This is a genomic window from Streptomyces uncialis, assembly GCF_001905345.1.
GTDB classification, from domain to species: Bacteria; Actinomycetota; Actinomycetes; order Streptomycetales; family Streptomycetaceae; genus Streptomyces; species Streptomyces uncialis.
Window position 1 is genome coordinate 1191474 of record NZ_LFBV01000002.1, and the last position, 25973, is coordinate 1217446.

Below are 25973 nucleotides of genomic sequence, written 5' to 3' on the forward strand. Positions count from 1 at the left end.
CTTCCCTGCCTTCACCTTCCCGGGTGGTGGGCATGAGACCTGTGGGGGACACCTACGGGCACGTAATACTGGAGTCTGAGGTGAGGTCGGCACCCTGGTCTGACGACCTGTGTGGTCCGCGCCACTAGCGTCGAACCGTGAATGTGATCGCGACCGAAAGCCTGAGCAAGCGGTTCCCGCGGGTCACCGCGCTGGACCGACTCTCCATGGACATCGGACCCGGGGTGACCGGACTCGTCGGCGCCAACGGAGCCGGTAAGTCCACTCTGATCAAGATCCTCCTGGGTCTGTCCCCCGCCACCGAAGGCCGTGCCGCCGTGCTCGGACTCGACGTCGCCACCGACGGACCCGCCATCCGCGAGCAGGTCGGCTACATGCCGGAGCACGACTGCCTGCCGCCGGACGTCTCGGCGACCGAGTTCGTCGTGCACATGGCCCGGATGTCGGGTCTGCCGCCCACCGCGGCCCGGGAACGCACGGCGGACACCCTGCGGCACGTCGGCCTCTACGAAGAGCGTTACCGCCCCATCGGCGGCTACTCCACGGGCATGAAGCAGCGGGTCAAGCTCGCCCAGGCCCTGGTGCACGACCCGAAGCTCGTCTTCCTCGACGAGCCGACCAACGGCCTCGACCCGGTCGGCCGGGACGACATGCTCGGCCTCATCCGCCGGGTGTACACCGACTTCGGCATCTCGGTCCTCGTCACCTCCCACCTCCTCGGCGAGCTGGAACGCACCTGCGACCACGTCGTCGTCGTGGACGGCGGCAAGCTGCTGCGCTCCAGCTCCACCACCGACTTCACACAGTCGACGGCGATCCTCGCCGTCGAGGTCACCGACACCGACGAGCACCCCGACGGCACCAAGGCGCTGCGTGACGCCCTGGACGCCCGGGGGATCACCACCGACACCGGTGGCGTACTGCCCGGCGCCGGACACATCGTGCTGCTCACGGCCGAGGGCGAGGACACCTACGACCTCGTCCGGGACGTCGTCGCCGATCTGGGCCTCGGCCTGGTCCGGATGGAACAGCGCAGGCACCACATCGCCGAGGTGTTCCACGACGCGGACACCGCCGGACAGACCGCCGGACAGACCACCGGACAGACCGACGGACGGACCACCGGGCAGACCGACCGGGCCGGCGCCGCAGCCACCCCGGTCGCCCACGACGAGCAGAAGCGGAAGGAGGCGGTCCGTCATGGCGACTGAACAGCCCACGGCCGGTGCCCAGACCCAGATCCACAACATCGGCTATCGCAACTACGACGGCCCCCGTCTCGGCCGGGCCTACGCACGCCGTTCGCTCTTCTCCCAGACCCTGCGCGGGTCCTACGGGCTCGGCCGGTCCGCCAAGTCCAAGGTCCTGCCGATGCTGCTGTTCGCCGTGATGTGCGTCCCCGCACTGATCATGGTGGCGGTCGCCGTGGCGACCAACGCCAGGGAACTGCCGATCCAGTACACCCGGTACGCGGTGGTGCTCCAGGCGGTCATCGCGCTCTACCTCGCCTCCCAGGCACCCCAGGCGGTCTCCCGGGACCTGCGCTTCAAGACGGTGCCGCTGTACTTCTCACGGCCCATCGCGCACGTCGACTACGTCGTCGCCAAGTACGGCGCGATGGCGTCCGCCCTGTTCGTCCTCACCGGCGTCCCGCTGGTGATCCTCTACGTCGGCGCGCTGCTCGCCAAACTCGACTTCGCCGACCAGACCGAGGGGTTCCTGCAAGGCATGGTGTCCGTGGCCGTCCTCTCGCTGCTGTTCGCCGGGATCGGCCTGGTGATCTCCGCCGTCACACCCCGCCGGGGCTTCGGCATCGCCGCCGTCATCGCGGCGCTCACCATCTCCTACGGCGCCGTCTCCACCGTCCAGGCCATCGCCTTCGAGCAGGACAGCACCGGAGCCGTCGCCTGGCTCGGCCTGTTCTCGCCCGCCACCCTCATGGACGGCCTCAGCACCGCCTTCCTGGGCGCCGACTCCGCCTTCCCCGGCGGCCACGGACCGTCCGCCGGGCAGGGCCTTGTCTACCTGGTCGTCATCCTCGGCATCATCGCGGGCTCGTACGGCCTGATGGCGCGCCGCTACCGGAAGGTCGGACTGTGACCACGATCGAGATCGACCACGCGTCCCGCTGGTTCGGCAACGTGGTCGCCGTCAACGACATCACCATGACCATCGGCCCCGGCGTCACCGGCCTGCTCGGCCCCAACGGCGCCGGCAAGTCCACCCTCATCAACATGATGGGCGGCTTCCTCGCCCCCTCCAACGGCACGGTCACCCTCGACGGCACGACCATCTGGCGCAACGAGAAGATCTACGAGCACATCGGCATCGTCCCCGAACGCGAGGCGATGTACGACTTCCTCACCGGCCGCGAGTTCGTCGTGGCCAACGCCGAACTGCACGGCCTCGGTGACCAGGAGGCCCAGGAGGCCCTCGCCACCGTCGCCATGGAGTACGCCCAGGACCGCAAGATCTCCACGTACAGCAAGGGCATGCGCCAGCGGGTCAAGATGGCGTCCGCCCTGGTCCACCAGCCGACCGTGCTGCTCCTCGACGAGCCGTTCAACGGCATGGACCCCCGTCAGCGCATGCACCTCATGGAACTGCTGCGCCGTATGGGCGACGAGGGCCGTACCGTCCTGTTCTCCTCGCACATCCTCGAAGAGGTCGAGCAGCTCGCTTCGCACATCGAGGTGATCGTCGCCGGGCGGCACGCGGCGAGCGGCGACTTCCGGCGCATCCGCCGGCTGATGACCGACCGCCCGCACCTCTACACCATCCGCTCCAGCGACGACCGCGCGCTCGCCGCCGCGCTCATCGCGGACCCGTCCACCGCGGGCATCGAGGTGGACATCAGCGAGGGTGTCCTGCGGATCCAGGCGATCGACTTCGGGCGGTTCACCGCGCTGCTGCCCCGGGTCGCCCGTGCCCAGGGCATCCGGCTCCTCTCGGTCTCGCCGTCCGACGAGTCCCTTGAGTCCGTGTTCTCGTATCTGGTCGCGGCGTAGGAGGCCGAAGAATGTACGACCCCACTGTCGCCCGGCTCACCTATCGAGCCCTGCTCGGCCGCCGCCGTGCCCTGATCCTCTTCGCCCTGCCCGCCCTGCTCATCGCCATCGCCGTCGCGGTCCGGATCCTCTCGGGCGCCGACGACCAGATCGCCTCGGACGTCCTCGGCGGCTTCGCCCTGGCCACGATGGTCCCGATCATCGGTGTCATCGCCGGTACAGGGGCGATCGCCCCCGAGATCGACGACGGCTCCGTGGTCTATCTGCTCGCCAAGCCGATCAAGCGGCCCACGATCATCTTCACCAAGCTGATCGTCGCCGTCTCGGTCACCATGGCGTTCTCCGCGCTGCCGACCTTCGCGGCGGGCTACATCCTGAACGGCAACGGCCAGCAGGTCGCCGTCGCCTACACGATCGCCGCGCTCGTCGGCTCCATCGCCTACGCCGCGCTGTTCCTGCTGCTCGGCACGATCACCCGGCACGCCGTGGTGTTCGGCCTCGTCTACGCCCTGGTCTGGGAAGCCGTGTTCGGCACCCTGGTCGCGGGAGCGCGCACGCTGAGCGTGCAGCAGTGGTCGCTGGCCGTGGCGCACGAGGTCGCCGGGAACGATCTCGTCACCTCGGACGTGAGCCTCACCTCCGCGACGGTCCTGCTCGTCGCGGTCACCGTGCTGGCCACCTGGTACGCGGGACAGAAGCTGCGCACCCTGAAGCTGGCCGGGGAGGAGTGAGCGGGCCCGTGGCCCGACCCTCTTGACGGTGCTTTCACCCTCCCCCGGGAACACTGGGGGAGGGCCGCGCTGTCTCAAGGCGCCCCACCCCAGGAAGGAGCGACGATGGCAGGGGAACCGAAGCCACCGGAGGACGCCGCGGGGAGCGGCGACGAGCGGCCGGTCGACGGCATCGAGTTCGACGAGGACTTCGTGCGGGGCGCGGAGGTCAAGGAACCGTCCGCGCGGGCCCGGATGCTGGCCGAGAAGTGGCGGTCGCAGGCGCCCGAGCCGCAGCCGTGGCGGTCGGACGAGCCGCCCGCGGGATGGTTCTGGAGCAAGGCGCGACGGCGCAAGCGGCGGAAGCGGTGACCGGAAATAACCGGTGGCCTCCCGGCTCGCACCCGAGGACAGTGGTGTCCACGCCGGGTGACCGGCGGGGTACCGGGACGGAGTGCGGCGTGGCCTCCTGAGGTCCGTCACGCTCCTCGCGGGGCAGTCGGCGGAGTGCGGCGCCGGAGTTCACCCGCTCCGTCGAGTCCACTCCGTACGGGGAGCTGCCCGGGGGCGACCGCTTCGGTCGCCCCCTCCCGGATGTTCGGCCACGCCCGTCCCCCGCCCCTCGGCTGGGCGCCCACCTGGGGCTGTCGTCCGTCTGCGGGCTGCCATCAACCGGGGCCGGGGTTCAAACCCCTCTCCTCGCGCAGTCGCAGGACTCACGTAAGGGGGTGGGCGGGAATCTCTGCCCGCAGACTCCGACGCCACCAGTACATCCACTGGACGTCCGTACCGAGCGCGTTGGAGCGAGGACGGAGAATCCCGACCGGCCCCGCCCCGAAGAACAAACAGAACGCGCCCCAAAGGGGCGCGGGGAACTGCGCGAAACCACCGAGCGACGGCACAGGAACAAGTACGCCCACCCGGACAGACCTCGGGCCACGCGACACAACGCACGCGGCACGAGGCACAGGACCACGCGGCACGGGGCCACGCGGCACAAGGGGACCGCGGCACAGGGCGAGGGGCGCGACCCATGACCCCCCTGGGATCAGGCCAGGTGTCGTTCCAGGACCCGCGCGATCCCCTCGTCCTCGTTGGACGCCGTCACCTCGTCCGCCACCGCCCGCAACGCGTCATGCGCGTTGCCCATCGCCACCCCGTACCCGGCCCACGCGAACATGGGAATGTCATTGGGCATGTCCCCGAAGGCGATCGTCTCGGCCGCCTTCACCCCCAGCCGCCGCGCCGCCAGCGAAAGCCCCGTCGCCTTCGTGAGCCCGGCGGGAAGGATCTCCACTATCCCGGGCCCGGCCATGACCACCCCGACCAGGCCGCCCACGGCCTGGTGCGCGGCGGCGGCCAGCTCGTCGTCGCCGAGCGTGGGGTGCTGGAGGTACAGCTTGTTCAGCGGACGCTCCCACATGTCGGAGCGGTCGGTGAACGGGATGTAGGGCAGCGGACCGCCCTCGTCGGTCAGATAGCCGGGGCCGACGAGCACATCCCCGTCCAGCCCGTCCCGGCTCGCGGCCAGCGCCAGCGGACCCACCTCGGCCTCGATCTTGCCGAGCGCGAGCGCCGCGACCTGCCGGTCGAGGGTCACCGAGGTGAGCAGCCGGTGGGCCCCCGCGTCGTACACCTGGGCGCCCTGCGCGCAGACCGCGAGCCCCTCGTACCCGAGGGCGTCGAGGATGTGCCGGGTCCAGGGCACGGCGCGCCCCGTCACGACGATGTGCGCGGCCCCCGCGGCGGTGGCCGCCGCGAGCGCGGCACGGGTGCGCTCGGAAACGGTGTGATCCCCGCGCAGAAGCGTTCCGTCAAGATCGGTGGCGACCAGTCGGTAGGGGAACACCGCGTCGGGCCCGGAGCCGCCGGGCCGCGCGGACGGCACGGTGGACGACGGGGCGGCGGACGGTACGACGGCGGAGCGGGTGGGCTCGGCGGGGATCGACGCGGGACTCACTGGCTGATCGGCTCCAAGCTGCGTTCGCTGCGGGCGGCCCGCGCCCACGGGCCGGGCCTGCCCCCTGCTTCGGTCTACTTCGGTTCGAGTACCTCGCGGCCGCCGAGGTACGGCCGCAGCATCTCGGGGACCACCACGGACCCGTCGGCCCGCTGGTGGTTCTCCAGGATGGCCACGATCGTGCGCGGGACGGCGCACAGCGTGCCGTTCAGCGTGGCGAGCGGCCGGAGGACCTTCTTGCCGTCGCCGGTCTCCCGCATCCGCACGGACAGCCGGCGGGCCTGGAAGCTGTCGCAGTTGGACGCGGACGTCAGCTCGCGGTACTTGCCCTGGGTGGGGATCCACGCCTCGCAGTCGAACTTGCGCGAGGCGGAGGAACCGAGATCGCCACTGGCCACGTCGATGACCTGGAACGGCAGCTCAAGGGCGGTCAGCCACTGCTTCTCCCAGTCCAGCAGCCGCTGGTGCTCGGCCTCGGCGTCCTCCGGGGCGATGTATGTGAACATCTCCACCTTGTCGAACTGGTGGACGCGGAAGATGCCCCGGGTGTCCTTGCCGTAGGTGCCCGCCTCGCGGCGGAAGCAGGGCGAGAAACCGGCGTACCGCAGGGGCAGCTTGTCGGCCTCGATGATCTCGTCCATGTGGTACGCGGCGAGCGGGACCTCGGAGGTGCCGACCAGGTAGTAGTCGTCCTTCTCCAGGTGGTAGACGTTCTCGGCGGCCTGGCCGAGGAAGCCGGTGCCCTCCATGGCGCGCGGGCGGACCAGCGCGGGGGTGAGCATCGGGATGAACCCGGCCTCGGTGGCCTGCGCGATCGCCGCGTTGACCAGGGCCAGCTCCAGCAGGGCGCCCACACCGGTGAGGTAGTAGAAGCGCGAACCGGAGACCTTGGCGCCGCGTTCGACGTCGATCGCGCCGAGTGCCTCGCCGAGCTCCAGATGGTCCTTGGGGGTGAAGCCCTCGGCGGCGAAGTCACGGATGGTGCCGTGGGTCTCCAGGACGACGAAGTCCTCCTCGCCGCCCACGGGGACGTCGGGGTGCACGAGGTTGCCCAGACGCAGGGCGAGCCGCTTCGTCTCCTCCTCGGCCTCGTCCTGGGCGGCGTTCGCCGTCTTCACGGCGGCGGCCAGCTCACCGGCCTTCTTCAGCAGCTCCTGCTTCTCGTCCCCGGCGGCCTTGGGGATGAGCTTGCCGAGCGCCTTCTGCTCGGAGCGCAGCTCGTCGAAACGGACACCGGACGACCTGCGCCGCTCATCGGCGGAGAGCACGGCGTCGACGAGGTCGACGTCCTCTCCACGGGCGCGCTGCGAAGCGCGAACACGGTCGGGGTCCTCACGAAGCAGACGAAGGTCAATCACCCCTCAAGGCTACCGGTGCGGGGTTCCACCCCACGACGAGGTTTTGCATTCTGTGAGCAATGTCCTAATTGCCGGAATGAGGGAATGCCGAGGGAATGGGGAATGCGCGCGATGCGCCTGAAATCGTGCCCGGTGGGCCTGGTGCGCGTTGACCGATGGTGAACGGCGATGCGCGAAGAGGTGGCGGCTCCGGGGCCGACGGGCCGGACCGCCGGGTCGGATGATCACCCGTCGCCGTCCATAAAACGTGCCTATTCCTTCGAACCGGGGGGTGCGGAAGGCGTCACCTTGACGCGATTCTCCTTGCGGGAGCGGGGACTTGGCGTGCCGGTCAAGGCCGGTTGTCCACAGGTTGGCGCTTCGGGGGAAAGTTATCCACAGGCTGTGTGGAAACTCTGTGGACGCCGGAGTCGGTCGCTCCGAAAGCAACTCGGGGGGTGAGGGATTCCCGGATCAAACCATCACCACACGCACTTTCGAGTGGAATTGGTTCGCTCCAAAGAGTTGATCAAGAGAAAAAGGTGGACGAGGGGTGACGTGGCCGACTGTGGACGGACTTGGGGCCACTGAACCGATTTGTCGACCATGTCGGAAGAAGTTGTCGACTTGTCCCCAGGTCGAGACGGGTGCCTGTGGATAACTCTGTGGACAGGGACGGCCGGGCGGGAACCCGCAGGTGATCGGTAGGTAGGAGCAGCCGATCATCTGTTGATCGCTGGCTAGAAACGACCGTCGAGACAGCGGGTCAGCCAGTCCGAGGCATCCGTGAAGGCCCGGTCCGAGGTCCCGGCCCGCACCGGCCCCACCTCGTCCGGCGACACCCCGGCCCGCGGATACGAACCCAGGAACCGCACCTGCGGACTGATCCGCTTCAGCCCCATCAGGGCCTCACCCACCCGGCGGTCGGTGATGTGACCCTCGGCGTCCGCCGAGAAGCAGTAGTTGCCGATGCCCTGCCCGGTGGGCCGGGACTCGATCCGCATCAGGTTGACGCCCCGTACCGCGAACTCCTGGAGCAGTTCGAGCAGCGCGCCCGGATGGTCGTCGTCGAGCCAGATCACGACGGAGGTCTTGTCGGCGCCCGTCCGCGCGGCGGGCCGCCCCGGCCGGCCGACCAGCACGAACCGGGTCTCGGCGTTCGCCGCGTCATGGATGTCCGTGACCAGCGGGTGCAGTCCGTAGGTCGCCGCGGCGAACACCCCGGCGAACGCCGCGTCGTAACGGCCCTCCTGCACCAGCCGGGCCCCGTCCGCGTTGGACGCCGACGACTCCCACACCGCGTCCGGCAGATGCGCGGCCAGCCAGTTGCGCACCTGGGGCTGGGCCACCGGATGCCCGGTCACCGTCTTCACCCCGGACAGCTCCGTACCCGGCCTGACCAGCAGCGCGAAGGCGATCGGGAGCAGCACCTCGCGGTAGATCATCAACGGCTCGCCCTTGGCCAGCTCGTCCAGGGTCGCGGTGACCCCGCCCTCGACCGAATTCTCGATCGGGACCAGTGCGCCCGCCGCCTCCCCGGCGCGGACCGCGTCCAGCGCGGCGGGTACCGACACCATCGGCACCAGCTCGCGCGTGGCGGCTTCCGGAAGCGTACGGAGGGCGGCCTCGGTGAAGGTTCCCTCGGGGCCGAGATACGTGTAGCGCGTGGCCGACATACGGTCACCCTAGTGGGCCCGGGCACCCCTCCCCGAACCCGTCGGGCGCCCGCTCAGCCCTCCGCCCGTCCAGCAGGGCCGGCCCAGCTACCGCCCCGCTCAGCCCTCCGTCCGTCCAGCAGGGCCTGCCCAGGTACCGCCCCGCTCAGCCCTCCAGCAGGGCCTGCCCCACGTACCCGCCCCGCTCCGCGCCCCCGGGCACCGCGAACAGCCCGCTGGCCTCGTGCCGGACGAACGGGGACAGCGCGTCCCCCCGGTCCAGCTTGCGCTGCACCGGGACGAAGCCGCGTACCGGATCGGCCTGCCAGCAGATGAACAGCAGCCCCGCGTCCGGCGCCCCCTTCCCGTCGGAACCGTCGTGGTACGAGAACGGGCGCCGCAGCATCGCCGCGCCCCCGTTCTGGTCCGGGCGGCTGATCCGGGCGTGCGCGTCGATCGGGATCACCAGCGTGCCGTCCGGGCCCAGCTTCTCCAGGTCCGGCTCGGTCGTCTCACCGCCCCCGGTCAGCGGGGAGCCGTCGGACCGGTGACGTCCCATCACCGCTTCCTGCTCCGTGACCGACAGCTTCTCCCAGGGATCCAGCAGCATCCTGATCCGGCGGACCACCGCGTACGAGCCGCCCGCCATCCAGCGCGGCGAACCGCCGCCGGGTACCTCTGCCGTACCGGTGCCGCTCGGCTCGTCCGGGACGAAGATCCGCTGCTGGAAGTCCGGGTCAGACGGCTTCGGGTTGCGGGTGCCGTCCACCTGGCCCATCAGATTGCGCGCGGTCATCGGCCGCGCGGTCGCTCCCGGGGAGCGGTTGAAGCCGGTCATCTCCCAGCGCGGCCGTGCCGCGCTTCCCGCTTCCTTCTGGAGCGCGCGCAGCGCGTGGAAGGCGACGAGCCCGTCGTTCGCGCCGATCTGCACCCACAGATCACCGTCGCTGCGGGCCTTGTCGAGCCGGTCGGACGAGAAGTCCGGCAGCGGATCGAGGGCCACCGGGCGCTGCTTCTCCAGTCCGGTCCGGGCGAAGAAGCTGTGCCCGAGCCCGAACGTCACCGTCAGCGCCGACGGACCGGCGTCCAGGGCGACCCCGGTGTCCGAAGCCGACGACTCACCGGCCATCAGCCGCTCGGCCGTCGCCGACCAGCGCCGCAGCAGCGCGGCCGCCTCCTTGCGTCCGGCGCCGGGTGCCAGATCGAAGGCCATCAGATGGCCCCGGGACTGCATCGGGTCGAGGATGCCGGGCTGATGTTTCCCGTGAAACACGGCCGTCTCCGCGCCGACCGAGGTCAGCGGGGCGGTGTCCGGGTCGCCGGAGCCCGCCGCCGCGTATCCGGCCGCCGTGCCGACCGCGCCCAGCGCGAGCCCGGTGGCACCGGCCGTACCGAGCAGCCGCCGCCGGGTGACCCCGGGCTGTGACGCCGGACCGGCCGGGTCACCCGTCCCGCCGGAGCGGGACGCGCCGGGTCGGGGCACGCCGGGGGAGGCGCCGGGGGCCGTCGGGGGACGCGGGTCCTTCGGCTGCTGGGATGTGGTCCGGGCAGGTTCCGCCATGGTGGTTCAGCCGATCCTCGTGGTCTTCTTCACGGTGACCTGGTCGATGTCGGAGGTACGGACGGTCACCGCGATCTCCCAGTCCCCCGCCATCGGGAGCTGTACCCCGGCGGCGGTCCAGTGCGCGGTGGCGACGCGGTCCGGGGTGACGGGCAGCGGGCCGATGTCCTTCGACTTCAGGGTGAAGGCGACCTGCACCTCGGGGACGTCGAAGCCGCTGCCGTTGGGCCGCTCGACGTACAGATGCAGGGCGTTGTTGCCCGTACGGCCGGGCTCCAGATCGACGGTCGCGACCCCCTTGCCGTCCTGGCCGCCGGTGTCGAACGGCAGCCGCACACTGAGCGGCCCGGCCGGAGCGCCCGCGGTACGGGCGGCCCGCTCGGCGGACTCCTGGGTCCGGGCGGGCTCCGTCGCGGTCAGCAGCGTGGTCACCCCGAGCAGTACCACCGCGACGGCCACCTCGGCGAACACCGAGCGGCGCAGTCCTGAGCGCAGGGGGTCGGCGTCCCGGGCCCGCTTGACGCGGGCGGTCGCGACGGCGGTCCGCTGCCGGGCGAGCTGCGCGGCCCGCGCGGTGTCCGGTTCCGGCGCGGTGCCGACGGCGCTGTCGGTCCCGTCAGGGCTGTCAGGGCTGTCGGTGCCGTCGGCGGTGGAACCGGCCCGTGTGCCGCTTCCGCGGCCGTCCGGCGTCCGGCTCCCGTCCTGGTCCGCCCCGGGATCGGCCGAGGGGTCCGTCGACAGATCCGTGGAGAGGTCCGTCGAGAGGTCCGTCGAGAGGTCCGTCGGGCGCTGCGTCAGCCGGGCGACCCAGCGGCGGGAGAACCACGCGATGCCGATCACGACGGCGATCAGCGCGATCTTGGTCATCAGCAGCCGCCCGTAGTCGGTGCCGGTCAGGCCCGACCAGGAGCCGACCTGCCGCCACGACTGGTACAGCCCCGTCACCGCGAGGACGACCACACAGCCGAAGGCGATCCGGGAGAACCGCTCGACGGCCGCCGTCTCCAGGGACGGCGCCCGGTACAGGGCGATCAGCAGGGTGGTGAGCCCGCCGATCCAGGTGGCGACGGTCAGCAGATGCACCACGTCCAGGGGCATCGCCAGGCCGGTCTGGATACCGGTCGAGGCGTGCTCGGACAGGGCCCAGGTCGCGGCGATCCCGGCGGCGACGACGAATCCGCCGACCCTCAGCCCGAAGGCCAGATCCCGCTGGGACACACCCGGGTCCGCGCCCTCCGTAGCGACGGCACCCGTAGCGACCGCACCCGTACCGGTCGCCTCCGTACCGGTCGCCTTCGCACCGACCGCTCCCGTACCGACCGGCTTCGTACCGGTCCGCTTCGTACCGCCGGAAGCAGGCTTGGACAGCTCTGGTCCGGACGTGGCGGGGTCGGACCCGGACGGCTCGGTGCCGGAGGCGTCCCGTTCCGCGACCGCGCGTGCGTACGCACCGAACAGCACCGCGATGAACAGCGCGGCGGCGGCGAGCAGCAGCAGGCGGGAGATCAGCGCCGCCCCGGTCCTGGTCTGGAGGACCCCGCCGAGCAGTCCGAGGTCGAAGATGTCGGCGAGCTTCCCGGAGCCGGTGTAGGGGCCCCGTATCAGCAGCAGCGACAGGGTCGCCGCGGTCAGCGCGAGCCACCCGGAGACCACGACCCGCTGGACGGCCCGGACCCCGGCGCCCCGCGGCCAGCAGACCAGGACGAACGCGGCGCCGCCCACGACCAGCACGAAGCCCGCGTAGGACACATAGCGACCGAGGTCGTACAGGGCCCCGACGGCTCCGCCGCTGTCCTGGTCCTGGACGGACACGGTGGTCTCGGAGGGGGCGCCCACGGAGAAGGTGAACGCGCCGGACACGGGGTGGCTGTCGGCCGACACCACCTGGTAGGTGACGGTGAAGGTGCCGTCGGGCAGCTCGGGCTTCAGCGCGACGGAGTATCCGGCCTCGCCCTGTTCGCTGGTCGGTCCGGTGTCGACCCGCTCGCCCTTCGGGTCCAGCACCCGCAGGGAGTTGTCGGCCAGGGCCACCTTCTCGGAGAAGGTGATCGAGACCTGTTCGGGCGCCGTGTCGACCACCGATCCCCGTTCCGGGACGCTACCGGTCAGCGCGGCGTGCGCGGACGCGGGCGGGGCACCGGTGAGCACGGCACCGGTGGCGAGCAGGAACAGCAGGAGCAGGCTCCGGAAACGGGGAACGACGGTCAGCATCGGCGGGCCTTCCCTCAGTGATGGTCCGCCGGAGCGGACGGCTGGGACGGGGATGCGTGCGATGACGGCGCGTGCGACGAAGTCGACGACTTGTCGTTCGCCGGGTTGTACGTGGCCTCGCGGACCGGCACCTCGACGGTGCGGACCCCGGACTTCTCGAAGCGCAGCTCCAGCGTCACCGTGTCGCCCTGTACGGGCTTGCGGGTGAGGTCCTCGAACATGAGGTGGTTGCCGCCGCGCGCGAAGTCGAGGGTGCCGTCGGCGGGCACCGGGAAGGACTTCTCCTCCCGCATCCGGCCGCCCTCGGTGGAGTGCAGGGTGACCGTCCCCGCCAGCTCGCTGGTGGCGGACACGAGGGTGTCGGCGCCGCCGGAGTTGGTGACGACGAAGTACCCGGCCGCCAGGTCGGCGGTGGGCGGCGCGGGGATGTACGCGCCGCCGACGGTCAGTTCGGGTTCGCCCCCGGACGCGGACGCCCCGCCGCCGCAGCCGGTGAGCAGCAGTCCGGCGGTGGCCGCCGCGGCCAGCGAGGTCAGGGCGCCGCGCCTCACGGCTTCTCCCCGGTGAGCAGCTTGGGCAGGTCCTTGGCGTAGTCGTCGATGGTCGCGGTGTCGCCGTTGTAGAGGACGTAGCCGTCGTCGGTCTTCGGGGAGAACGCGACGACCTGCTTGCCGTGCATCGACTCCATCTTGCCCTTGGCGTTCTTCTTGGGCGGGTCGATGGCGATGCCGAGCTGCCGGGCCCCGGCCTGGATGGTCGCGAAGTCGCCGGTCAGCCCGATGAACTCGGGGTCCTGCGCGCCCAGCCACTTGCCGAGCGAGGCGGGGGTGTCCCGCTTCGGGTCGGTGGTCACGAGGACGACCTGGAGCTTGTCCTGGTCCTCCTTCGGGAGCTGCTTCTTGGCCTGGGCGAGGTTGCCCATGGTGAGCGGACAGACGTCGGGGCAGTTGGTGTAGCCGAAGTAGAGGAGTGTCGGCTTGCCCTTGGTCTCGGCCCGCAGGTCGAACTTCTTGCCCTTGGTGTCGGTCAGGACGAGGTCGGGCTTGGTGAAGGGGGAGTCGAGGGGCGTGGCGGCCTTGGCGTCCGGCTCGGCGGTGACCTCAAGGATGTTGTCCGCGGCACTGTCGCCACCGTTGCCGCACGCGGTGAGGGTGAGGGCGGCGGCGGTGAGCAGGGCGGAGGCGAGGAGGGTCTTCTTGCGCATACTGCATTCTCCAGAGGGACCGTGGACGGCCTCCGGCCGGACCGGGGTGTCCGGCCGGAGGTGCGTCGTGAGCGTCCCGGCTGTCGGGGCGGGCCGAGACGGTGGAATCGGCCCGGGTGGTACGGCCGGCGGTCAGCCGGTGCTGTTCTTGCGGCGGCTCGCGAACACCCCGAAGGCCGCGCCGAGCAGACCGACGACGATGCCGGTCACGCCGAGGACGCGGGCGGTGGTGTCGCTGTCGTCGGACCCGGCGGCCGAGGAGGACTCGTGCCCGTCGTGTCCGTCGGCCTTGTCGTCCTTGGCCTCCGCGTCCTTGCTGTCGGCGGTGGCGGTGGCGGTGGCCTTGTCCTCGGCCTTGTCGTCGTCACCCGAGCCGTGGTGGTCGTCCTCGGCCTCGCTCAGCGCGAGCACGGGCGCGGGGAACTGCGGCTCCTCGCCACCCGCCCCGGGCACCTCGATCCAGCGCACGACCTCCTTGTTGGAGTACGTCTGGACGGCCTTGAACACCAGCTCGTCGCCCTTCTCGGGGAGCTGGCCCACCGAGACCGGGAACCGCTGGAAGAAGCCGGGCTCGATGCCCTTGCCGTCGGCGGTCCAGGTGACCTTGGTGACGGCCTCGGTGATCTCGTTGCCGTGGATCTTCAGGGGCTTGTCGAGCTTGCCCTTGGTGACCTCGGCCTTCCAGCCCGGCACCGGCTGCGGCAGGACGGAGGCGAGCGGCTGGCCGCCGGGGAACGTCACCTCCAGCTTGGTGGTGGAGGCGTCGTCGCGCTCGTTCGGGACCTTGAAGCCGATCGTGGCGTAACCGCCCTTGGCCGCCTCGCCCTCGGGCTGCACGGAGACATGCGCGAACGCGGGCGACGACAGGACGACGACCGCGGACGCGGTGGCGGCGACGGTGGCGGCGTACAGCGGCACACGGGACTTCTTCATGGGAAACACTCCAGTTCCATGGCCGGGCCATGGCGGTTCGGTGGTCATGACGGACGACGGGCGCGCCCTCGGGCCCGGACCGCCCCGCACTCCTCCGCGACGACGGCGGCGGTTGCCGCCAGCCGCGCGGCCGGGGACGGGCATCCAGGAGGACGCCGGCGGGCGCGCACAGGTGCCACCCGGCACCGGAGGACACGACGGACACCGCACGGGCCGGTCAGGGCGCCGGGCGGGCCGGGGGACGATCGCGGGCGGCACACGACGGCGTACGGACGCATGGCGCTCCCCGGCGGCACGGCGACGGGGCCGTGCCGGTACGGATCCCGGTACAGGGTCCGGCACATGTCCCGGCGCGAGTCCGGTACGGATGCCGTCCCGCATGCCGCTACGGGCTCCGGCAGGGAATCCGTCACGGATGCCGTCACGGATTCCGGGTGCGGGGGAGGAACGTCGGCACACCGGGGTCGCGGCGCCTGGGTCGGCGTCGGTCCGGGGCGAGGTGGGTCAGCGCGTCACGCGCAGAGCGCGTGGGCGGCCACCGGGGACGGCGGCCCCCGTCGGATCACCGAGTGCTGGAGTGCCTCGGTCCGGGGCACGGGTGGCTCGGACCGGTCGGCGGGCACGGGCCGGGGGCCGGTCGACGGCGCCCCGCCGGACTCCGCGAACAGGCACCGGACGAAAGCGAGCGCCGACCGCAGCGCGCGGACCAGCGCCGCCTCGGCGACGCCCTGCGCGGAGAGCCGGACCAGCCGGATCAGCGCGAGATCGCCCCGCCGCAGCAGCCAGCCCACCAGCGCGGCGGACAGCACATGCGCGAGGAGCATCGGCAGGGTGGGCAGCAGATCGGCCACCGAGCCGGAGCCGGACGCCACGGGGGACGCCGGGTCGAAGTGGTGAGGTACGCCGCCGCCCGCACCGCCGCCGGGCAGCACCCGGGCGTCGGTGAGGATGCGCTGGGCCTGCGCCGGGCCGATGGCCACGGCACCCGCCCCGCACATCAACTGCGCGGCCTGCGCGATCAGCGAGGCGTCGGACGGCGCGCCCGGCACGGCCGGACCGTGCTGGCCGATGCCGAAGAGCGTATGGAGCGTCAGCTGACCGGCGGCCAGCAGCGCGGCGATGCCCGGCAGCGACCGGGCCCGTCCGGCCAGCGGCACGGCCACCGCGAACACCACGAGGAACCCTGCCGTCACCGACCACAGGGGCACGGACTCGTACGAGGCGAGCACATGACCGGCCGCGGACAGCACGACACAGACCGCGGCGAACACCGCGGCCCGCAGCAGCCGGAGGTCTCTTCCGGCGCGTCCCTCGCGCTGGTGGGGGGCAGTCATGGCCGGGACATCATCCCACTGGGCCGACGGCCGTGGTGCGGCAGGTCCAGGACGGTCCGGTAGGTCCCAAAGGTCCCGGCCACGGGCGGTGCCGGACCGGCGGCCGGGCGGTCACGACCGGCGTACGGGGTGCCCGCGAGCCGTCCGGACGCCCCGGTGGGAAGGCGGTGCGCCTCCGCCGTATGGGCGGCATCACGTCGGCCGCGCGATTGCGGTCACGCACCGATGGCAATACGTAACGGTACGTCGAACCGCAGCCAGGAGGCTGGAGCATGAGCATCTCGTGGTCTCTCCATTTGCGGCGCGACGCTGCGAGCGTCCCCCTGGCCCGGCGGCTGCTGCTGCGGACGATGGAGACGGCGGGGGTCGACCCGGACATCTGTTTCGATGTGTCGGTCGCCCTCAGCGAGGCGTGTGCCAACGCCGTGGAGCACGGCGGCGCTGCGCGCCCCGGCGGGGCGTCGGGCGCGTACCGGGTCAGCGCGTACCTGGACGGCGAGAAGTGCTGTATCGAGGTCGCCGACTCAGGTCCCGGTTTCCCGTCGGCCCCGCACCCCAGACCGGCCGCCGCCCGGACCCCCGTGTCCGACGACGCCGAGCACGGCCGGGGACTGCGGATCATCCGGGAGCTGGCCGATCACGTGCACTTCACCAACCGCCCGGGCCGCGGCGGCGCCGTCGTCAGCTTCGACAAGATCCTCAAATGGACCGAGGACGCACCCCTGATGACGGTCTGATCCCCCCCCTGATCCCCCGACCTCCTGATCCCGGTGGCCCGGTCGGTCCGGTCGGCCGGTCAGGCGTCGGACGGTGCGCGGACACCGGCAAGGCGCCCGGACCCCCCGCGGTCCGCGCTCACAGCACCGCTTCCAGCCGCAGCGGGTCGGGCAGTTCGCGCCGGTAACGCCGCAGCGGTCCGCCGGGCTTCACGCCCGCCGTGACCGTACAGCTCAGTTCGGTCACCGTCCCGGCGCCGCAGCGCACCACGAGCCCGAGCGGATAGCTGCCGGTCAGCTCGGTCGCCTCGGTGCGGCGGAACTCCCACGCGGGCCTGGCGCTGCCGAGGTCCATCGCCTGGACGAGCGGCTGATGGGTGGTGAAGTCGCGGGTCCGGCCCAGCTCGCCCAGGGACGCCTCGGCGCCGAGCAGCGCGAGTTGCGGTCCGAGCCGCCAGGACCGCTGGGACCGCACCTCGTCGCTCAGCCGCAGCGGGTCCATCGAGTGGACGACCGGCTGCGGCGCCCATCCGGTGGACGACAGGGTGATCCCGACATGGGCGAACTCCAGCCGGGGCGCACGCGGTCCGGTGGCGAAGGTGATCGCGAGCCGGACCAGATAGTGGTCGTAGAGCGCGGCCTGGTCCTTGGCGTACCGCGCGAGTTCCGGGTCGGCGGCGAGCTCCTCGGGCGTCAGCCGCACCGCGTGCGGCCCACCGACCCGGACCCGTCCGGCCAGCGGCTCCGTCCCGTCCCCTCCGGCGGGCACGGGCCCGCCGGTGTCCCGCAGGACGCCCATGGGCGTCAGGACCAGGTCCCGCTCGACCAGCTGGGGATCGTTCAGTTCGATCATCGGCCACCTCCCGGGCTCGGGCCACGGCCGCGGAGGTGGTGGGCTGTCATGACGAGCCCCCGGTGCCGCGTCCCCCGCGGGTACCCATGCCCGGAAGCCTAACGACCGCGGACCGGTCACGCCCAACTCCGGGGCGAACCAGGGCGGATGGGCCGGACCGGGGACGCGTGCCCGTCCGGAGAGGTGGAGGTACGCCGACGGGCCCGGGACACCTGAAGGTCCCGGGCCCGTCGGCTGCGCGGCCCGCCGGAGGGCGTCCCGCTGGACCGCGCCCCCGCCGGAGGCCGTCCCGCCGGGCCCCGTCAGGGCATCGCGCTCAGCCCTGCTGGAGCTTCGCCATCCACAGCTCGATCTCGTCGGACCGCCGGGGCAGCGCGGCCGACATGTTCAGATGGCCGTCCTCGGTGACGACGATGTCGTCCTCGATCCGGACGCCGATGCCCCGGTACTCCTCCGGCACCGTGAGGTCGTCGGCCTGGAAGTACAGACCGGGCTCGACCGTGAGGCACATGCCCGGCTCCAGGGTGCCCTCGACATACGTCTCGGTACGGGCGGCGGCGCAGTCGTGCACGTCCATGCCGAGCATGTGCCCGGTGCCGTGCAGGGTCCAGCGGCGCTGGAGGCCCAGTTCGAGCACCCGCTCGACCGGGCCCTCGACCAGACCCCACTCGACCAGCTTCCCGGCGAGGACCCGCTGCGCGGCGTCATGGAACTCGCGGTACTTCGCACCGGGACGCACGGCCGCGATCCCGGCCTCCTGGGCCTCGTACACCGCGTCGTAGATCTTCTTCTGGAGCGCGGTGAAGGTGCCGTTCACCGGCAGGGTGCGGGTGATGTCGGCGGTGTAGAGGGTGTGGGTCTCGACCCCGGCGTCCAGCAGCAGCAGGTCGCCCGAGCGGACGGGGCCGTCGTTGCGGACCCAGTGCAGCGTGGTCGCGTGGGCGCCGGAGGCGCAGATCGAGCCGTAGCCGATGTCGTTGCCCTCGACGCGGGCCCGCAGGAAGAACGTGCCCTCGATGTAGCGCTCGCTGGTGGCCTGCGCCTTGTCGAGGACCTTCACCACGTCCTCGAAGCCGCGGACCGTGGAGTCGACGGCCTTCTGGAGCTCACCGATCTCGAACGCGTCCTTGACCAGCCGCGCCTCCGAGAGGAAGACACGCAGCTCCTCGTCGCGCTCGCCGGTCACCTTGTCCGTCAGGGCGGCCTCGATCGCGGCGTCGAAGCCGCGGACGACCCGGACCGGGCCGGTGGCCGCGCGCAGCGCGTCCGGCAGGGTGCGGACGTCGGCGGCGGGGATGCCGTACAGCTTCCCGGCCTCGGTGAGGGAGGTGCGGCGGCCGACCCACAGCTCCCCCTGGCCGTCGAGCCAGAACTCGCCGTTGTCCCGGTTGGACCGGGGCAGCAGATAGATCGTCGCGTCATGCCCGGTCGCGGTCGGCTCCAGGACGAGCACGCCGTCCTCGGTCTGGTTGCCGGTGAGGTACGCGTACTCGACGGACGAGCGGAACGGGTACTCCGTGTCGTTCGAGCGGGTCTTCAGGTTGCCCGCGGGAACGACCAGCCGCTCGCCGGGGAAGCGGGCGGACAGTGCCGCACGGCGTGCCGCGGTCTCGGCGGCCTGTGCGACGGGGGCGAGATCGTGCCTTTCCGTGTCCGCCCAGCCGGACCGCATGCTTTCGGCCAGCTCATCGGACACGCCGGGGTACAGCCCGTTCTTGCGCTGCTTGACCGGCTCTTCCTCCTCGGCGCCCTCCGAAGCGTCCGCGATGGCCTGGTTCTCCGGGTTCTCCGGATCTGCCAGCCTTGCTGCGGTCTCCGGGGCGAGCTCCTCCGACACGGTCTTCCTCCTTGGATACGGCTTTGGACCCCCTCCATCGTACGGTCGTACGGAAGGGTGCCCTGGCCGGAAGTGGTGGGTTCCTGTGGGTGCCATGTACACGCTGGGCGTACCGGGCCTCGCCCTGGGTGATCGAACCCGCGCCGCACCGGACCGTACGGCCCGCCACCCCGGTGCCCCTTCTCCCCTTTATTACGCCCAACGCGTGACGCCCCGTACCGCGCCCAACGCGTGACGCCCCCGGCCCCGAACCACGAACGACCCGCACAGGAACCCGTACGCCCCCCGGCCCCGCACCACGAACGACCCGCACAGGAACCCGTACGCCCACCGGCAAGAACCCGCGGGCGCGAGCGAGGGCGCCCCGCACGGGACAGGCGAACCCGCCCGCCCGACCCCCGCGCGCAGCCCGAAGCCCCCGCTCACCGCCCCGAAGCCCCCCGCCCGCTGCCCGAAGCGCCCCGCCCGGTTCGAACTGCTCCGGCTACTCGGACTACTCGGGCTACTCGAAGCGCGCCGCCAGCAGGACCACGTCCTCGTCGCTGGACGGATCGTCCGCGCCGTCCGGCAGCATCGCCCGCACCACATGGTCGGCGACGGCCTCCGGCGAGTCCCGCAGCCGCGCGGGCACACTCGCCGCCGCCGCGTGCAGCCGTGTGAAGGCGCGGTCCATCGGGTCCCCGGTGCGCTGGAGCAGGCCGTCCGTGAACAGCAGCACCGTTTCTCCGGGCTCCGGGCGCAGCTCCACGCTCGGTGCCTCCCAGCACGCCAGCATCCCGAGCGGCGCCGACAGCGAGGTCTCCACGTACTCGGTGCGCCGCTCGCCGACGATCAGCGGCGGGCAGTGTCCCGCCCCGGCCAGTGTGATCTTCCGTGCGGCGGGCTCGCAGTACGCGAACAGCGCGGTGGCGCTGCGCGCCGGTTCGGTCAGCCGCAGCAGCAGTTCCAGATCGGACAGAACCGCCACCGGGTCCTCGCCCTCCATCACCGCGTACGCGCGCAGCGAGGCCCGCAGGCGTCCCATCGCGGCGACCGCGCTGGGACCCGCGCCGCCGACCGAGCCGACCGACAGTCCGAGCGCCCCTTCCGGCAGCGGCAGCGCGTCGAACCAGTCGCCGCCGCCGCGCGGCCCGCTGTGGTGCCGTACGGCGAGCCGCATCCCGGGCACCCGGGCCAGCCGGCCGGGCAGCAGCTCCCCGGTGAGGGTCGTGGCCGCCGCCCGGACGCGCTCCAGATCGAGCAGCCGGCCGAGCTGTTCGCCCGCCTGGCGGATGTAGAGGCCGACCAGATGCCGCTGGCGTTCGACCGGTTCGGCGGGTTCGTCGTAGAGCCAGACCGCCGCGCCGAGCCTGCCCGCCGATCCGGCGGCCAGTGGCAGTGCGTAACTGGCCGCGTACCCGAGCCGGTCGGCGACCTCGCGGTGGCGAGGGTCGAGGGCGTCGTCCGCGCGGAGGTCGGGCTGCGCGATCTCGCGCTCGCCGTCCGGGGCGTCGAGGAGCCTGCCGTACGAGGTGGAGTCGCGCGGCACTGTCTCGATATGGCCTAGATCGGCGCGTGCGAGGCCCAGTCCGACCATGGTGTCGGGCCCGAGTCCGTCGGCCGGTTCCAGGACGACGAGTCCGCGTCGCGCCCCCACCAGGGCGCCTCCGGCGCGCAGGATCTCCTGGAGCGCGTCGTCGATGCTCCCGGTGCGGGTCAGCCGTTCGGTGAGTTCGTGCAGCGTGGTGAGGTCCGAGACCCACCCCGCGAGCCGGTCCTGGAGGACCGCAGAGGCGGGCGGGACCCCGGCTTGAGGATGTCCGTCGCCCGGGGCTCCGGCGCCCGGTTCGGCGGCGGACGGCCCGGTTCCCGGGGGTACTGGCGCGGCGACCGGCGCGACAGTTTGTGCGGGCGCGGGGACCGCGGAATCGATTCCGGCCACTTTCGGCGGATGCGGGGTTGTCATGGTGTCCGACTCCCGGGCCGGTGCGTATTGCTCAATAGCATCGCAAACCCCCTGTCATTCTGCGCCGCCAGCAATGTCTCCACATCTACACGCACTGGGAAGGGGATGTCCAGCATTGTCCTGCCGGGATGCCTGGTGTCCCATCGGTATTAGGTGTCAGGCAAGTTGGCCAAAAACCGACCTTGGTAACGGCATATTGCGGTCGACTGGCATTGTTCGACGGAGCGTCATAGCGGTCTTGATGGGTACGTAATCGGTGAAGGCCAGGAGCGGCCGGGAGCGTCCCGGAACCTGGCGGCGGAACCGGGCGTCATAACCTTCAGTGACCGTGCCCCATCCTCCGTGGCTCAGGCGGCGAGTACGACGCGGGACGGCGAAACGCCGAGCGCCGCCACCCCACGCCACGGCCATGCTTTTGATAGACGCAATACGGACGCAGCCAACGCCCGGCCCAGGGATCATCATGCCCACCGCGGGGACGTCCGGCGCGCCAGTACGAGTGCACGGTGAACAGCCGCTTCGTACGCACGGTGAACTGATCGATACATGCTGTGATGTGGTCTTCGGCGTTCAAGGAAAGGAACGAGCGCTCATGCGCGAGATCCTCGGAAGGCGACGCGGGCTCCTGTCCAGGCGGAACGACGGACGGCCCGAGATCCTCGGTGCGGCCCTGACCTTCGCGACCCAGTGGCAGTGGCCCGTACTCCCGGGGGTGGGGACTCGGCCGCGCGATGCCGGCTGTTCCTGCTCCGACCCCGACTGCGTGGTACCCGGCGCGCACCCCTTCGATCCGGGCCTGCTGGCCGCCACCACCGACGAGCGCATGGTGCGCTGGTGGTGGACCAACCGGCCCGGCGCACCCGTCATCCTGGCCACGGGCGGCGACGCGCCGTGCGCGGTCAGCCTGCCCGCCCCCGCGGGAGCCCGTGCCCTCGCGGCACTCGACCTCGCGGGGATGCGCCTCGGTCCGGTCATCGCGACCCCGGACCGCTGGGCGCTGCTCGTCGCCCCGTACTCCCTGGAACAACTGGGCGAGCTGCTCTACGCGAAGGACCACGTACCCGGCTCGCTCCGGTTCCACGGCGAGGGCGGCTACATCGCCCTGCCGCCGTCGGTGACCGGCGCCGGCCAGATCCGCTGGGAACGCGCGCCGCTGCCCGGCTCCGCGACCCCGTGGGTGCCCGGTGTGGAGGCCGTGGTGGACGGTGTGGTCGACGCGCTCACTCGTACGGGTGTGAGCGCGCCGGAGATGTAGGCGCGTAGGCGCGCGTGAGCGCCGGCGGCGGCCGCCCGGGGTCTATCTTCGGGCCATGAACTCCCGCCTGGTCATGCTCATGGGTGTCGTGGCGCTCGCCGCCGTGCTGCCGTTCGCGGTGGCGTCGGCGGGACCCGTCCGCGGACTGCTGGACGGTACGAACGGCGAGGCGGGCTCCGTGGGAGCGGGGGCCGCCGCAGCGCCGGGGGGTTCCTCCGCCACGGAACGCGGGAGTCTTGCCGCCTCCCGGGTGACGGGCGTGGCCGCGGATGCCCGTGCGCGCCCGGGGGCGCACGCCCGGCCCTGGAGCTCGGACGACTCCCCCACGCGGACCGGGGTCACGACCGCTCCCGGCGGGTCCGCCGTGTCCGGCGGCCCGGGTGCGCCGGCCGGTCCGGACGGCCCGGCGTTGGCCGGGAACCCCCGCCCGGAGCCCGGCCACCCGGATATGGCCGATTCCCCAGGGCACCGCACCCCGCCGCCGGACGCCCGTCCGAGGGCCCGGTGCGGCCCCGAACTCTCCTCCCCCGACGGTCTGGAGGCCCAGACCTGTGTCCTCGCCCATGACGGCGACACCTGGGCGCGCACCTACTACCGCAACGCGTCCGGGGCGAAACTGACGGCCGTCCTCACCCTGATGGCACCCCGCGCGCAGACCCTGCGGACCCGGTGCCCGGTGGGCGCGGCCGATGAGCCCGGGGTGTGCGAGACCCCGAGGGAACCCACGTCCGGCGGCCCCGGCGGGTACGCGGCGGTCGCGGAGTTCGCGGCGGCGCCCGGTACCGCGCACGGTCCCCACGGCGGCCCGCTGCTGCTGCGCTCGGGCAGCGGGACGAGGGCGTAGCGGGACGGGGTCCACCGGGACCGGGGCGGTACGGAGGTGCGGCGGTACGAGGGTGTGGCGGGGGCGCAGGCATGGCGGGGGTGCGGCGGCACGACGGTGTAGCGGGACCCGGGTGCGGCTGGACGATCGTCGGCCGGCGCGGGTCGGTCCCGGAGGTGCGGCCCGCCCGGCCCATGTGCGGGGCGAGGGCGGAGTGCGGTGGGGACGCGCGAGAACTGCGCTGTCCGGCAAGGGAGTTGAAAGTCCTGGTCGGCGTTGGGAATCGCCCGGCGCGCGGGGCGCGGGACCGCGGACATGGAAGCGCCCGGTTGCTGGCGACGGGGGATGCACCAGCAACCGGGCTACCAGAACGGTAACAAGAGATCGGCGGTTAGCAAATTCGATCTCGCCTATTCGGACAGCGATTCAGGCTTCCACGCGGGCAGTTGTGACCGGAGTCACCCGCCCTCCTTGCTGACCGGCCGGTCAGTTCGTGGCGACCGCCCGGACCGGCGACAGCGCTGCTGCGGGCCGTACCCGATCGGCCTTGCGCGGTGTGCCGTCCACCGGAGCTGGGGGTATGCCGACGGGCCCGGAAGGGGCGGCATCGGACGGTTCCTCCGCGGCCGTCCGACCGCGGTCCGGCCCGCCCGAGGTTGGCCGGAGCCTTGCGCCCGCGCGGGCGTCCGGAGGCGATCCGGGCGCGGCGGGCGGCGCGGTGCGGACCGGGGCGGGGGGCCGACGGGACCGTGGCGCGGGCCCGGAAGGTCGGACCTCTGCGGAGCCCCGGCCCACCGGACCCGGCCCACCGCACCCGGTGCCCTCCGGCCCCGGGCGCACGGGCGCGGTCGGCCCCGGTCGCACGGGCCCGGTCCACGGGACCCGGTCCCCTGCGGCCCGGTTCAGCGGTCCAGCAGTTTCAGCGGTTCAGGGGATCAGGGGATCAGCTCAGGGTGATCTGACGGTTGGTGAGCCCTCCGCGCGCGCGGCGCTCCTCCGGGGTGAGCGGCGTGTCCACCGCGAGCGCGGCGGTCAGACGCTCGGCGAACGCCGCGGCGGGCTTCTCGACATCCTCGGCGGTGGCGCCCGTGGGCAGGTCCCAGACCGGCACGGTCAGCCCGTGCGCCCGGAACGAACCGACCAGGCGGGTGTCCGCGCCGAGCGACGAGGTCCCGGCGGCGTGCAGCCGCGCGAGCGCGTCGAGCAGCTCGTCCTCGCCGTACGGCATGACCCAGCGCAGATGGTTCTTGTCCGGGGTCTCGCACCAGTACGCGGCGTCCACACCGGTGAGCTTCACCGTGGGGATCGCGGCCTCGTTGGCCCGCTCCAGGGACGCGGTGACCTCCGCGGTGGCGTTCCCCGCGTCCTGCACCCAGAACTCGAAGCCCGGGTGCACGACCGGCTCGAAGGCGCTGTCCGCCGCGATCAGGTCCTGGAGGCGCGGCCCGTCGACGGGGACCCGGCGGCCCTGCACGGGAGTGCCCGGCGCGACGTCGAGCGCACGCTGGAGGGTGTCCGCGAGGTCCCGGCTGAGGTCACCCGAGGAGGTGTCGTTCTGCACACCGAGGAGGACCGAGCCGTCGTCACGGCGCAGCGCGGGCCACGCCATCGGCAGGACCGTGGCGAGGGTGACCGAGGGGACGCCCTCGGGGAGCCCGCCCTTGAGCGTCAACTCCACCGTGGCGGCCGGGACCAGCTCGCGCAGCGCCACCCAGTCCGCCTCGCCGGGCAGCCCCTCGAAGGGCCGCTGCACCAGCTCGGTCGCCGCGTGGGACGCTTCGCGGCCGTGGCACGCCTTGTAGCGCCGGCCCGATCCGCACGGGCAGGGCTCGCGGGCACCTACGACCGGGATCTCCCTGTCGCCGGCACCGGCGGATCGCGGCTTGGCCTTGGTCTGGGGGCGCTTCTTGGCCATCGTGCGTGTCTCCCGCTCAGGGCTGGTCTGGTGTGCGTCGACCCTATCCGCTCCCACTGACAGTGACGGCCCGCCCCTGACCCGGGCCCGCGCCAGGACGGTCCGCCGGGACATGGAGTGCGTCCCTCCGCAGGGGCGGACGCCACCCCCGACCGGGCGTTCCACCGTGCGGACCGTTACGGCGCGGGGTGGACGGTACGGCCGCGACTGGCGTAGCGGGGGTACGCGCGCGGGGGACCGGTGGACCGCGCAGCGCGCGTAGACCGATCGCGTCGGACGTTCGCGGAGCGCGCGATACACGCCCGATCGGGCGTGACGCTTGCGGCTGCCGTACGGGCCCGCGGGCGCACCGGGGCGGCATAACGGGCATCACCGGACGGCACGCGGGAGTCGCGGCATACGGAGCGGCATACGGAGCGGCATACGGAGCGGCATACGTAGCGACGTACGGAGGGTGCCGCCGGGACGGCGTGCGAACGCGAAGCGGCGCGTTCGCGGCCATCCCGTGCGTGTCATGCCCTACGTGTCATGTCCTGTATGTCCTACGGCGCGCACCGTTCCACCGACCCACCGAGGCTGTGCGGACCCGGTGGATCTGGCGGACCTGGCGGATCTTGCGCGCCCGGTGGACCCGGCGGACCCGGCGATTCCGGAGGCGACGGGCCTCCGGCGGGCCACCGCGCGGGGATGCGGCGGACGGTCCTCAGGGCTCGGCC

21 protein-coding genes are annotated in these 25973 nt (G+C 72.3%); 8 read left to right on the top strand and 13 right to left on the bottom strand.

Features of this window, described 5'->3' with window-relative positions; all coding sequences use genetic code 11:
- Nucleotides 1-143 precede the first annotated feature (143 nt).
- From AB852_RS13350 to AB852_RS13370, 5 genes are all read left to right on the top strand, one after another.
- Nucleotides 144-1211, top strand: coding sequence for an ABC transporter ATP-binding protein (locus AB852_RS13350; protein ID WP_079184565.1), 1068 nt, complete (start codon nt 144-146; stop codon nt 1209-1211).
- Nucleotides 1201-2100: an ABC transporter permease gene (locus AB852_RS13355; RefSeq protein ID WP_073787340.1), complete on the top strand. Its 900-nt coding sequence runs from the start codon at nt 1201-1203 to the stop codon at nt 2098-2100. The genes AB852_RS13350 and AB852_RS13355 overlap by 11 nt, the downstream gene beginning before the upstream one ends.
- Nucleotides 2097-3008 carry an ABC transporter ATP-binding protein gene (locus AB852_RS13360; protein ID WP_073787342.1) on the top strand — a complete coding sequence of 304 codons (912 nt, stop codon included), beginning with the start codon at nt 2097-2099 and terminating at the stop codon, nt 3006-3008. Before AB852_RS13355 ends, AB852_RS13360 begins: the two co-directional genes overlap by 4 nt.
- A gap of 11 nt (nt 3009-3019) precedes the next feature.
- Nucleotides 3020-3739: an ABC transporter permease gene (locus AB852_RS13365; protein WP_073787344.1), complete on the top strand. Its 720-nt coding sequence runs from the start codon at nt 3020-3022 to the stop codon at nt 3737-3739.
- A 105-nt stretch (nt 3740-3844) separates the two neighbouring features.
- A complete protein-coding gene (locus tag AB852_RS13370) occupies nt 3845-4090 on the top strand; it encodes an SGM_3592 family protein (protein ID WP_073787346.1) in 246 nt (81 codons plus the stop codon).
- A 676-nt stretch (nt 4091-4766) separates the two neighbouring features.
- Here AB852_RS13370 and AB852_RS13375 read toward each other — a convergent pair.
- From AB852_RS13375 to AB852_RS13415, 9 genes are all read right to left on the bottom strand, one after another.
- A complete protein-coding gene (locus AB852_RS13375) occupies nt 4767-5606 on the bottom strand; it encodes an HAD family hydrolase (RefSeq protein ID WP_073787850.1) in 840 nt (279 codons plus the stop codon).
- Nucleotides 5607-5752: 146 nt separating this feature from the next.
- A complete protein-coding gene (serS, locus tag AB852_RS13380) occupies nt 5753-7036 on the bottom strand; it encodes a serine--tRNA ligase (RefSeq protein ID WP_073787348.1) in 1284 nt (427 codons plus the stop codon).
- A gap of 719 nt (nt 7037-7755) precedes the next feature.
- A complete protein-coding gene (gene pheA / locus AB852_RS13385) occupies nt 7756-8691 on the bottom strand; it encodes a prephenate dehydratase (protein ID WP_073787350.1) in 936 nt (311 codons plus the stop codon).
- A gap of 145 nt (nt 8692-8836) precedes the next feature.
- Complete coding sequence (gene efeB / locus AB852_RS13390) at nt 8837-10231, bottom strand: iron uptake transporter deferrochelatase/peroxidase subunit (RefSeq protein WP_073787352.1); 1395 nt, start codon at nt 10229-10231, stop codon at nt 8837-8839.
- Nucleotides 10232-10237: 6 nt separating this feature from the next.
- Nucleotides 10238-12442, bottom strand: a complete 2205-nt coding sequence (locus AB852_RS13395) for a copper resistance CopC/CopD family protein (RefSeq protein ID WP_073787354.1) — start codon at nt 12440-12442, stop codon at nt 10238-10240.
- 14 nt (nt 12443-12456) lie between these two features.
- Entirely contained in the window at nt 12457-12993 is a 537-nt protein-coding gene (locus AB852_RS13400; protein WP_073787356.1) for a copper chaperone PCu(A)C, read from the bottom strand.
- Nucleotides 12990-13646 carry an SCO family protein gene (locus AB852_RS13405; RefSeq protein WP_073787358.1) on the bottom strand — a complete coding sequence of 219 codons (657 nt, stop codon included), beginning with the start codon at nt 13644-13646 and terminating at the stop codon, nt 12990-12992. The genes AB852_RS13400 and AB852_RS13405 overlap by 4 nt, the downstream gene beginning before the upstream one ends.
- A gap of 132 nt (nt 13647-13778) precedes the next feature.
- Complete coding sequence (locus AB852_RS13410; protein ID WP_073787360.1) at nt 13779-14579, bottom strand: YcnI family copper-binding membrane protein; 801 nt, start codon at nt 14577-14579, stop codon at nt 13779-13781.
- 512 nt (nt 14580-15091) lie between these two features.
- Entirely contained in the window at nt 15092-15913 is an 822-nt protein-coding gene (locus AB852_RS13415; protein WP_073787362.1) for a hypothetical protein, read from the bottom strand.
- 272 nt (nt 15914-16185) lie between these two features.
- Here AB852_RS13415 and AB852_RS13420 point away from each other — a divergent pair, with 272 nt between their 5' ends.
- The gene (locus AB852_RS13420; RefSeq protein ID WP_073787364.1) at nt 16186-16650 is read left to right on the top strand and encodes an ATP-binding protein; all 465 of its coding nucleotides are present in this window, start codon (nt 16186-16188) and stop codon (nt 16648-16650) included.
- Nucleotides 16651-16768: 118 nt separating this feature from the next.
- Here AB852_RS13420 and AB852_RS13425 read toward each other — a convergent pair whose 3' ends face one another.
- From AB852_RS13425 to AB852_RS13435, 3 genes are all read right to left on the bottom strand, one after another.
- Nucleotides 16769-17482: a hypothetical protein gene (locus AB852_RS13425; protein WP_073787366.1), complete on the bottom strand. Its 714-nt coding sequence runs from the start codon at nt 17480-17482 to the stop codon at nt 16769-16771.
- A gap of 316 nt (nt 17483-17798) precedes the next feature.
- Nucleotides 17799-19283 (bottom strand): aminopeptidase P family protein, encoded by a 1485-nt coding sequence (locus tag AB852_RS13430; protein ID WP_073787852.1) that lies wholly within the window; start codon nt 19281-19283, stop codon nt 17799-17801.
- 538 nt (nt 19284-19821) lie between these two features.
- Nucleotides 19822-21264, bottom strand: a complete 1443-nt coding sequence (locus AB852_RS13435) for a PP2C family protein-serine/threonine phosphatase (protein ID WP_178391004.1) — start codon at nt 21262-21264, stop codon at nt 19822-19824.
- A gap of 592 nt (nt 21265-21856) precedes the next feature.
- Here AB852_RS13435 and AB852_RS13440 point away from each other — a divergent pair.
- Nucleotides 21857-22519: a bifunctional DNA primase/polymerase gene (locus tag AB852_RS13440; RefSeq protein WP_073787370.1), complete on the top strand. Its 663-nt coding sequence runs from the start codon at nt 21857-21859 to the stop codon at nt 22517-22519.
- A 55-nt stretch (nt 22520-22574) separates the two neighbouring features.
- Entirely contained in the window at nt 22575-23363 is a 789-nt protein-coding gene (locus AB852_RS13445) for a hypothetical protein (protein ID WP_079184566.1), read from the top strand.
- 922 nt (nt 23364-24285) lie between these two features.
- Here the strand turns inward: AB852_RS13445 and AB852_RS13450 are convergent.
- The gene (locus AB852_RS13450; RefSeq protein WP_073787372.1) at nt 24286-25257 is read right to left on the bottom strand and encodes a DUF5926 family protein; all 972 of its coding nucleotides are present in this window, start codon (nt 25255-25257) and stop codon (nt 24286-24288) included.
- Nucleotides 25258-25973: the final 716 nt, after the last annotated feature.

Coding starts and splice junctions, on each gene's coding strand:
- AB852_RS13405 (WP_073787358.1), bottom strand. CDS start 13,646: ATGCGCAAGAAGACCCTCCTCGCCTCCGCCCTGCTCACCGCCGCCGCC.
- AB852_RS13445 (WP_079184566.1), top strand. CDS start 22,575: ATGAACTCCCGCCTGGTCATGCTCATGGGTGTCGTGGCGCTCGCCGCC.
- AB852_RS13395 (WP_073787354.1), bottom strand. CDS start 12,442: ATGCTGACCGTCGTTCCCCGTTTCCGGAGCCTGCTCCTGCTGTTCCTG.
- AB852_RS13415 (WP_073787362.1), bottom strand. CDS start 15,913: ATGACTGCCCCCCACCAGCGCGAGGGACGCGCCGGAAGAGACCTCCGG.
- AB852_RS13410 (WP_073787360.1), bottom strand. CDS start 14,579: ATGAAGAAGTCCCGTGTGCCGCTGTACGCCGCCACCGTCGCCGCCACC.
- AB852_RS13365 (WP_073787344.1), top strand. CDS start 3,020: ATGTACGACCCCACTGTCGCCCGGCTCACCTATCGAGCCCTGCTCGGC.
- pheA (WP_073787350.1), bottom strand. CDS start 8,691: ATGTCGGCCACGCGCTACACGTATCTCGGCCCCGAGGGAACCTTCACC.
- AB852_RS13435 (WP_178391004.1), bottom strand. CDS start 21,264: ATGACAACCCCGCATCCGCCGAAAGTGGCCGGAATCGATTCCGCGGTC.
- AB852_RS13450 (WP_073787372.1), bottom strand. CDS start 25,257: ATGGCCAAGAAGCGCCCCCAGACCAAGGCCAAGCCGCGATCCGCCGGT.
- AB852_RS13355 (WP_073787340.1), top strand. CDS start 1,201: ATGGCGACTGAACAGCCCACGGCCGGTGCCCAGACCCAGATCCACAAC.
- AB852_RS13370 (WP_073787346.1), top strand. CDS start 3,845: ATGGCAGGGGAACCGAAGCCACCGGAGGACGCCGCGGGGAGCGGCGAC.
- efeB (WP_073787352.1), bottom strand. CDS start 10,231: ATGGCGGAACCTGCCCGGACCACATCCCAGCAGCCGAAGGACCCGCGT.
- AB852_RS13440 (WP_073787370.1), top strand. CDS start 21,857: ATGCGCGAGATCCTCGGAAGGCGACGCGGGCTCCTGTCCAGGCGGAAC.
- AB852_RS13425 (WP_073787366.1), bottom strand. CDS start 17,482: ATGATCGAACTGAACGATCCCCAGCTGGTCGAGCGGGACCTGGTCCTG.
- AB852_RS13420 (WP_073787364.1), top strand. CDS start 16,186: ATGAGCATCTCGTGGTCTCTCCATTTGCGGCGCGACGCTGCGAGCGTC.